This is a genomic window from Stieleria tagensis (assembly GCF_024129865.1).
Taxonomy (GTDB): domain Bacteria; phylum Planctomycetota; class Planctomycetia; order Pirellulales; family Pirellulaceae; genus Stieleria; species Stieleria tagensis.
This window is the reverse complement of sequence record NZ_JAMYFE010000155.1, coordinates 21,334-28,859: the sequence shown is the minus strand read 5'-3', so window position 1 is coordinate 28,859 and position 7,526 is coordinate 21,334. Positions and strand designations below refer to the sequence as shown.

General features: G+C 56.2%; 5 protein-coding genes. 2 read left to right on the top strand and 3 right to left on the bottom strand.

What is annotated here, in order from left to right:
* Positions 1-127 precede the first annotated feature (127 nt).
* Genes NHH03_RS27020 through NHH03_RS27010 form a run of 3 tightly spaced genes read right to left on the bottom strand, consistent with a single transcriptional unit; the run spans position 128 to position 3,032 of the window.
* Complete coding sequence (locus NHH03_RS27020; protein WP_253161475.1) at positions 128-1,399, bottom strand: MlaD family protein; 1,272 nt, start codon at positions 1,397-1,399, stop codon at positions 128-130.
* A gap of 2 nt (positions 1,400-1,401) precedes the next feature.
* Positions 1,402-2,220 carry an ABC transporter ATP-binding protein gene (locus NHH03_RS27015; protein WP_253161474.1) on the bottom strand — a complete coding sequence of 273 codons (819 nt, stop codon included), beginning with the start codon at positions 2,218-2,220 and terminating at the stop codon, positions 1,402-1,404.
* On the bottom strand, positions 2,217-3,032 hold the full coding sequence (locus tag NHH03_RS27010; protein ID WP_315861495.1) for an MlaE family ABC transporter permease: 816 nt from the start codon (positions 3,030-3,032) through the stop codon (positions 2,217-2,219). Before NHH03_RS27010 ends, NHH03_RS27015 begins: the two co-directional genes overlap by 4 nt.
* Before the next feature lie 368 nt (positions 3,033-3,400).
* Here NHH03_RS27010 and ileS point away from each other — a divergent pair, with 368 nt between their 5' ends.
* On the top strand, positions 3,401-6,907 hold the full coding sequence (gene ileS / locus NHH03_RS27005) for an isoleucine--tRNA ligase (RefSeq protein WP_253161472.1): 3,507 nt from the start codon (positions 3,401-3,403) through the stop codon (positions 6,905-6,907).
* A gap of 2 nt (positions 6,908-6,909) precedes the next feature.
* Complete coding sequence (gene purN, locus NHH03_RS27000) at positions 6,910-7,494, top strand: phosphoribosylglycinamide formyltransferase (RefSeq protein WP_253161471.1); 585 nt, start codon at positions 6,910-6,912, stop codon at positions 7,492-7,494.
* The last annotated feature ends 32 nt before the right edge of the window (positions 7,495-7,526 follow it).

Genomic DNA, 7,526 nt, shown 5'->3' with positions numbered 1-7,526 from the left:
CTGTTTAGCGCAACTTCAAAAAGCGTGAGCGAGGGATCCAATCAACCGGCTAAATCCCTCGCTGACGCGTCGGGTTGCGATAAAAGGGCGACCTCACATCGCTCTCTCGCGGGTAAGCGTCACGGGACTACTTCAGGCCCAGTCCGCTGCCGCGTTTGTCGAGGGCGCCACGGACACCGATTTGGCGTGGGTCGCGGGCGATTTTGTCGCTAAAGACACGGACGTCGTCCAGGATGGGACGGATTTTCGCAGTCGCCTGCTCGACGTTTTCGATCGTGCGACGGACCTGCCAGTAGATGTCTTCGTCTTCCAAAAACCTACGGAAGGTGCCATTGCTGTTGTTCAATGTCGTGCTCAAGGTGTCGACTTGCTGCAGCGTGCGGTCGACGCTGCGCAAACTGGTCAGAATCTGGGCGACAAGTTCGTCACTGTTGGCCGCGATCGGTTTGGTGATTTGTTCGATGTTATCGATGGCACGTTCAGCGGTTGCAAAACTGCGTTGTGCCGATTGAATGGTTTCGCGAATCGTGTCCACGGTCCGGTCGACATTTTCAACCGTCTTTTCGGCTGATGCGCCGACGCCTTCCAATCGCTCGCCGACCCGCTCAAAGCTCTCGAAGGTGCGCTGCGTCGATCGCAGTGCCGACTGGGCTTCGGTCAGGACAGCCGGCATCTCCTCGAACGTCTTGCTCAAACTGGCTTTGATTTTGGGGTTTCCGACCAAGTCGCGGACGTCGCGGATTGCACCTTGAAATTCGATCAGCGCGTTTCGGGCCTCTTGGGCAACGCCATCCAACTGAACGTCGGCTTGACCGACGACACCGCGGGCATCGCCGACCAGCACGTCCATGTTGTCACCGACCTTGTTCAGCGTGCCGCTGGCGGCGCGCACCGATTCCAACGTCATTTTCAATTCCTCTTCCAAATTGAAAATCAGGTTGAACGGATCGCCGGATTTTTTGCCGTAATAGATGTATTGATCGTCGGTGTATTGTTGATTGCGAATCGACGCCAGACGTTCCTCGTGGATTTCCAGCAACTCCTCTTCATCCGCTTTGACGAATTCCAGTTTCGAGTCACCGGTGATAAACGATCCGGTACCGATCCGTGGCACAAATTCGTGATTTAGATTGTCCTGGTATTCGGAGTCGATCCCGAGAGTCAGCAAGACGTCTTTTTCACGCAGTTGTTTGCTGATCACACGTCCGATTTTGACACCGCGTAGCATCACCGGGGTGTCGGTGCTGATGCCATCGGCTGCGGGGAAAGCCACTAGCAATCGGAATTCACTGGTCAGCACACGGGGGATGGCGCCAAACAGGAACGTCAGGATGATGCCGATCCCCATGGCGGCGATCACCAGCACACCGACGCCGAATTTTAGTCTGTTGTCGTCCATGATTAATTTGCCAGCTCCGTGATTCGTTCGCCGGCTTCGCCACGCACGAATTGTTGAACACGTTTGTCGTCGGCGTCGTCCAGTCCAGCTGGCGAACCGTCGTATAGGATTTGCGATTCACCGTCTTTGCGACGTGAAAAGGGATAAAACATCAGCACTCGGTCGGCGACCTTTTTGGCCGTCCGCATGTCGTGGGTGACGATCACACTGGTCACCGGATAACGCCGGCGTACTTCCAGCATCAATTCGTTGATCACGTCACTCATGATCGGGTCCAATCCGGTGGTCGGTTCGTCATAGACAACCAATTCCGGTTCCAAGATGATCGCGCGGGCCAACCCGATTCGTTTTCGCATCCCGCCACTCAATTCGCTCGGGCGTTTGCTCATCACCGTTTCCGGCAACCCGACTTCGCGGACGTGAGCATAGACCCGCTGGCGGATCTGTTCCTCATTTTCATCGGTTGATTGACGCATCGGAAAGGCGACGTTGTCGAACACGCTCATGCTGTCGAACAAGGCCGCGTTTTGAAACACAAACCCGAACCGCCGCCGCACATCACTTAGCTCCGATGCGCTCAAGTGGGCTAAGTCGTCTTGTTTGAAATGCACGCTACCGCGCGTGGGCGGAATCAGGCCGACCAGGGATTTCATAAACACGGTCTTGCCGCAACCGCTCTCACCGATCACCGCCACGGTTTGGCCGGTCGCGATCGACAGGTTGATGTCATTGAGTACGGATTGACCGTTGAAGATCACATCAAGATTGGTGACCTTGATCAAGGTTGGTGGTGTTTCGATTCGAACGCTGGCTGATGTCATAGGAGATTGATCCCCGACGGATAGATCAAAGCGTAGAACTTGTCCAAGATGATGTTCAGGAACAGATCGATCGCCAGGATCATGACGAACGAATACACAAACGCCGCCGTCGCGGCTTTGCCAACTCCCTCGGCACCCGGTTTACAGTGAAAACCTTGGTAACAACTGACCACGGCAATCATCGCGCCAAAGAAACAACTTTTGAAAATCCCGCTAAACAGGTCAAAGCCGACGACGCCGTCACGCGAGTGCGATAGGTACGAAGCATGATCGATATCCAGGACGATCACACAGTAAAAATAGCCGCCGACGATGCCCATGAAGTCGGCCATGATTGTCAGTGCGGGGATCAACAGGATGCATGCCAAAAACCGTGGTACCACCAGATAGTGAATCGGGTCGGCCCCCATGGTCGTCAGCGCATCGATTTGCTCGGTCACACGCATCGTGCCCAGTACGGCTGCCATTGCGCTGCCGACGCGTCCGGCCAACATGGTCGCCGCCAGGACCGGACCGAGTTCACGCACCAGCGAGGTGTTGATCACCACTCCCAAATGGCTTTCCAATCCGATCGCGTGAAATTGGTAATAGCTTTGCACCGCTAACACCATGCCGATGAATGTTCCGGTCAATGCCACCACCGGCAGACTGAGCACGCCGATTTGGTAGAAGTTGATCAGCAGCGTGCCGCGTTGTGGCAACCGTGTGAACATCCATTTCAGCATCTCCCAAGCGAACATCGCGATGTCACCGACAACCGAGATTCCGGCCACCACCGCGGATCCCCACTGAACCACCCAGCCGTACAGCATCTCTTTGATAGATGGTGCCCCCTGCCCGACCGAATGATCGCCGGCCGGCTGTTGGGGCGAATCGTTGTGGGTGGAAACCGACAGTGACATCACAGAGAACTTGGGGGGCGAGTGCAGGCAAGCCGAGCCGTCGAGCGACTCCCAGGTATCCGACATTATCGGCCAGGGGCGACTTTGCGGATGAGGCAAAATTTGACGCCGATCGCCTTTGGCATCGCAAGGGCCGTGAAATCCTCCGCAAAGAATGCCAGCAAACGGCTCAATCCGACGTTCGCTTGGCGGTTCTACTCTGAAAACCGCATCCCCACTACAATTCCGCCACAGCCCTTGGCAATCTGCTTCCCGAACCAGCCTTTTTTACGTCCACGATGTCTGACAACGCAGCTCCCTTCAGCGCCGCCCCTGCAAGTCCCAAGTTTCCCGCGCTCGAAGAGCAGATTTTGGCGTTTTGGAAAGAAAATGACATCTACCAGCAATCGCTCAAGCGCCGCGCCGATGCCCCTCCGTTTGTCTTTTTCGAAGGCCCCCCGACGGCTAACGGGATGCCGCACCCGGGGCACTGTCTGACCCGCGCCATCAAAGACGTCTTCCCTCGCTACAAGACCATGCGTGGGTTTCGTTGCGAGCGGAAAGCCGGCTGGGACACTCACGGTTTGCCGGTCGAAGTCGAAGTCGGCAAAGAACTGGGGATTCACAGCAAAGAAGAAATCGAGGCCTATGGTGTCGAGCCGTTCATCCAAAAATGCCAGCAATCGGTTTGGCGCTACATGCAGCAGTGGCAGCGTCTGACCGAGCGGTTGGGGTTCTGGGTCGATTTGGAACAGGCCTACGTGACCTATCACCAAAGCTACGTGGAGAGTGTTTGGTGGAGTCTGAAGAATCTGTTCGACCGAGGATTGTTGTACCAAGGCCACAAGATTGTTTGGTGGTGGGCCCAGGGCGGCACGGCCCTGTCGGCCGGTGAAGTCGGCCAGGGCTATCGCGAGGTCGCTGACCCTAGCGTCTACGTTCGTTTCCCATTGGTGGATAATCCGGATCGCAGTCTGTTGGTTTGGACCACCACGCCGTGGACGTTGCCGAGCAACATGTACGCCGCGGTGCATCCCGAACTGGAGTACTCGCTGGTCAAACACAGCGAAACCGGTGAGTTGCTGTATTTGGCATCGGCGCTTGTCGACAAGATCGCAGAAAAAGCGAAGTGCGAATTTGAGATTGTCGAAACGTGTTCCGGCAGCGATCTGGTTGGGCTGCGGTACCAGCCCCCGTTTGACGGCTATCAAACGTCGCTGAACGATCCCTCGGGCACCCTGGCACAGCCGGTCGGCGGCCAGACGACGGAGCATTTTTACTGGCGGATCGTCGCAGCAGATTTTGTCACCACCGAGAGCGGTTCGGGCATCGTTCACCAGGCATCGGCGTTTGGTGAAGTCGACTACGAAGTTTATGACCAGCAACGGCGACGATTTGTCGAAGGTGAACAGCCCGAACTGTTGTGCGCCGTCGGACCGGATGGAAAGTTCACCGAAGCGGTGCCAGCAGAACTGATCGGGGTCTGGGTCAAAGATGCCGACAAACCGATCTCACGCGACTTGAAACAGCGTGGGCTGATGTTCTTGCAAGAACAGTACTTGCACGACTATCCGTTCTGTTGGCGTGCCGACCAAGATCCTTTGATCCAGTACCCACGCCGCAGTTGGTTCATTCGCACCACTCGGTTCCGTGAGTTGATGCTGAAAAATAACTCCCAGATCGGCTGGCAACCCGAACACATTCGCGACGGCCGATTCGGAAACTTTTTGGATTCCAACGTCGATTGGGCGCTGTCGCGCGAACGCTACTGGGGAACCCCGTTGCCGATCTGGGTATGCGAGGAAACCGGGCGGATGGAAGCCGTCGGCGACTACGATGAATTGCTGGCCAAGCCAGGCATCACCGGAACCGAGGTCTGGGCCGAGGCCAAGGCCGAGAATCCAGAACTGGTCGATGATCTGCGGGTCCACAAGCCCTACATCGACGCGGTCACTTACGATTCGCCGTTTGCCGATGGAAAACGGATGCGTCGTGTGAGTGAAGTCATCGATTGTTGGTACGACAGCGGCGCGATGCCGTTTGCCCAATGGGGTTGGCCGCATCAGAACGACGACCAGTTCCAGGCCCAGTTTCCCGCCGATTTCATTAGCGAAGCGATCGATCAAACCCGCGGTTGGTTCTACAGTCAACTGGCGATCGCAACGATGCTATTCGGCGAGGGCGCCGGCGTGTCCGAACCCGGATCGGAAGCGCCGTCGCTAGAGATCAAGGACGTGGATTATCCGCTGCCGTTTCGCAACTGCATTGTGCTGGGGTTGATGCTGTCCCAGTGGTGGGAAAGCGAAGGCGAGGGCAGCCAGAAAATAGTCCTGTTGGACGAAGCGGAAACCAAGGACTATCCGGGTAAAAAGTTCACCAAACAAACCGGCAAGATGTCCAAGAGTCTGCGCAACTATCGCAGCCCCGAAGAGATCTTTGACCGTTACGGCGCCGATGCGCTGCGTTGGTACTTGTTTGCCAACCAGGCTCCCTGGAATTCGATTATCTATGCCGAGCAATCGATCAAAGATTCGATTCCGGAATTCTTGTTGCGGCTTTGGAACACGTTCAGTTTCTTTACCATCTATGCCGAGATCGATGGGTTTGACCCTCGCGCGGCGGTGGACGCCGACGATCAATTGACGCCCGCTTCGCTGGCATCGGCGCCGATGTATCGACCGGCTTCCGAGCGCAGCGAGATCGACCGTTGGATCCTTTCAGAACTGAACCAGGCAACGGCGAAAGTGATCGAGCGAATGGATGCGTTGGACAACTACAACGCCTGTCAAGCGATTTCGTCACTGTTGGATGGGCTAAGCAATTGGTATGTCCGTCGCAGTCGCGATCGGTTTTGGTCCAGCGACAAAAACTCACAGGACAAACACGATGCCTATTGGACGCTGTACGAAACGCTGATCGAACTGGTCAAGTTGGCCGCCCCGTTCACACCGTTCTTGGCCGACACGCTCTGGCAACGGCTGACCGAACCCTTCGGAAAACGGACTTTGGCAAGTGTGCATCTGTGTGATTTCCCACAGCCCGATACGTCGCGTGTCGACACCGGACTTTCGGATTCGATGCGATTGTTGCGCGAGATCGCGTCGCTCGGTCGTGCCGCGCGGGCAGCCAAGAAGTTGAAGGTGCGTTTGCCCTTGGCCGAGGTCACCGTGATCCTGGCCGATGATTCGCAAATCGCTTGGCTGCAAAACCACGATGCCTTGATCCGTGAAGAATTGAATGTCAAAGCGGTGCACTACACGACCCAGGGCGACCAGTACGTTCAGTACACCGTTGTGCCGAATTTCAAACGTCTCGGCCCCAAAGTCGGCAAGCAAGTCCCGGCGGTCAAAAAGGCATTGGCCGAAGCCGATGGCAACGATCTGTTGAGCAAACTGCAATCCGACGGTGTGGTCAAACTTTCGATCGGTGCCGACACGATCGAACTGGACAATCAAGACATCGAAATCCGCTTGCAAGCCAAGGCCGGTTGGGCGGCCGCGCAAGGTGTCGGTGCCGTCGTGGTGTTGAACACCGAAGTCACACCGGAACTGCAACGCGAAGGCATCGCCAAGGACTTGATTCGGGTGATCCAAAATCAACGCAAGGCGATCGATTGCCAGTATGTCGATCGGATTCGTGTCAACATTGAACCGACATCCGACGAAGTCATCGAGGCGGTGGACCAATACCGTGAGATGATTTGCCAGGAAACGCTTGCCGATTCCTTGGATGTTGGCAGCGACTCGGAAGCCGAATCGGCTGACTCGGAACACGGCCAATTGTCGGTGAAAAAGGTACAGGCCTAGTCATGTCGTCGGCTCCAACGAAGTTACCGATTGCAGTGTTTCTAAGTGGCGGCGGACGCACGCTTGAGAATCTGTTGCGTCACCGAGACGAGCATGATCTGCCGATCGACGTGCGGTTGGTGATCAGCAGTCGACCTGGCGTCCGCGGATTGGACATCGCCAGTCAGCATGGGATCGAATCACTGGTCATTCGCAAGTCCGACTTTGACGATCCCGATTATCGCGAAGCGATGTTCGAGCCGGTTCGCGAATTTGGTACGCGCTACGTGGTGATGGCTGGGTTTCTGAAACACGTCCTGATCCCCGATGATTTTCACAATCGAGTCATCAACATTCACCCTTCACTGCTGCCGGCCTTCGGCGGCAAAGGCATGTATGGTCACAACGTGCATGCCGCTGCGATCGCCAGAGGTGTAACGATCAGTGGCTGTACCGTGCATTTCGTTGACAACCAATACGATCACGGTCCGATCATCTTGCAACAGTCCTGTGAAGTCCGTCGTGATGACACGCCAGACACCCTGGCCGCACGCGTGTTCGAAAAGGAATGCGAAGCGTTACCCGCAGCTCTGCGGACGCTGCTGTAACAGATCGCGAGATTGAGTTCGGCATGGGTTTT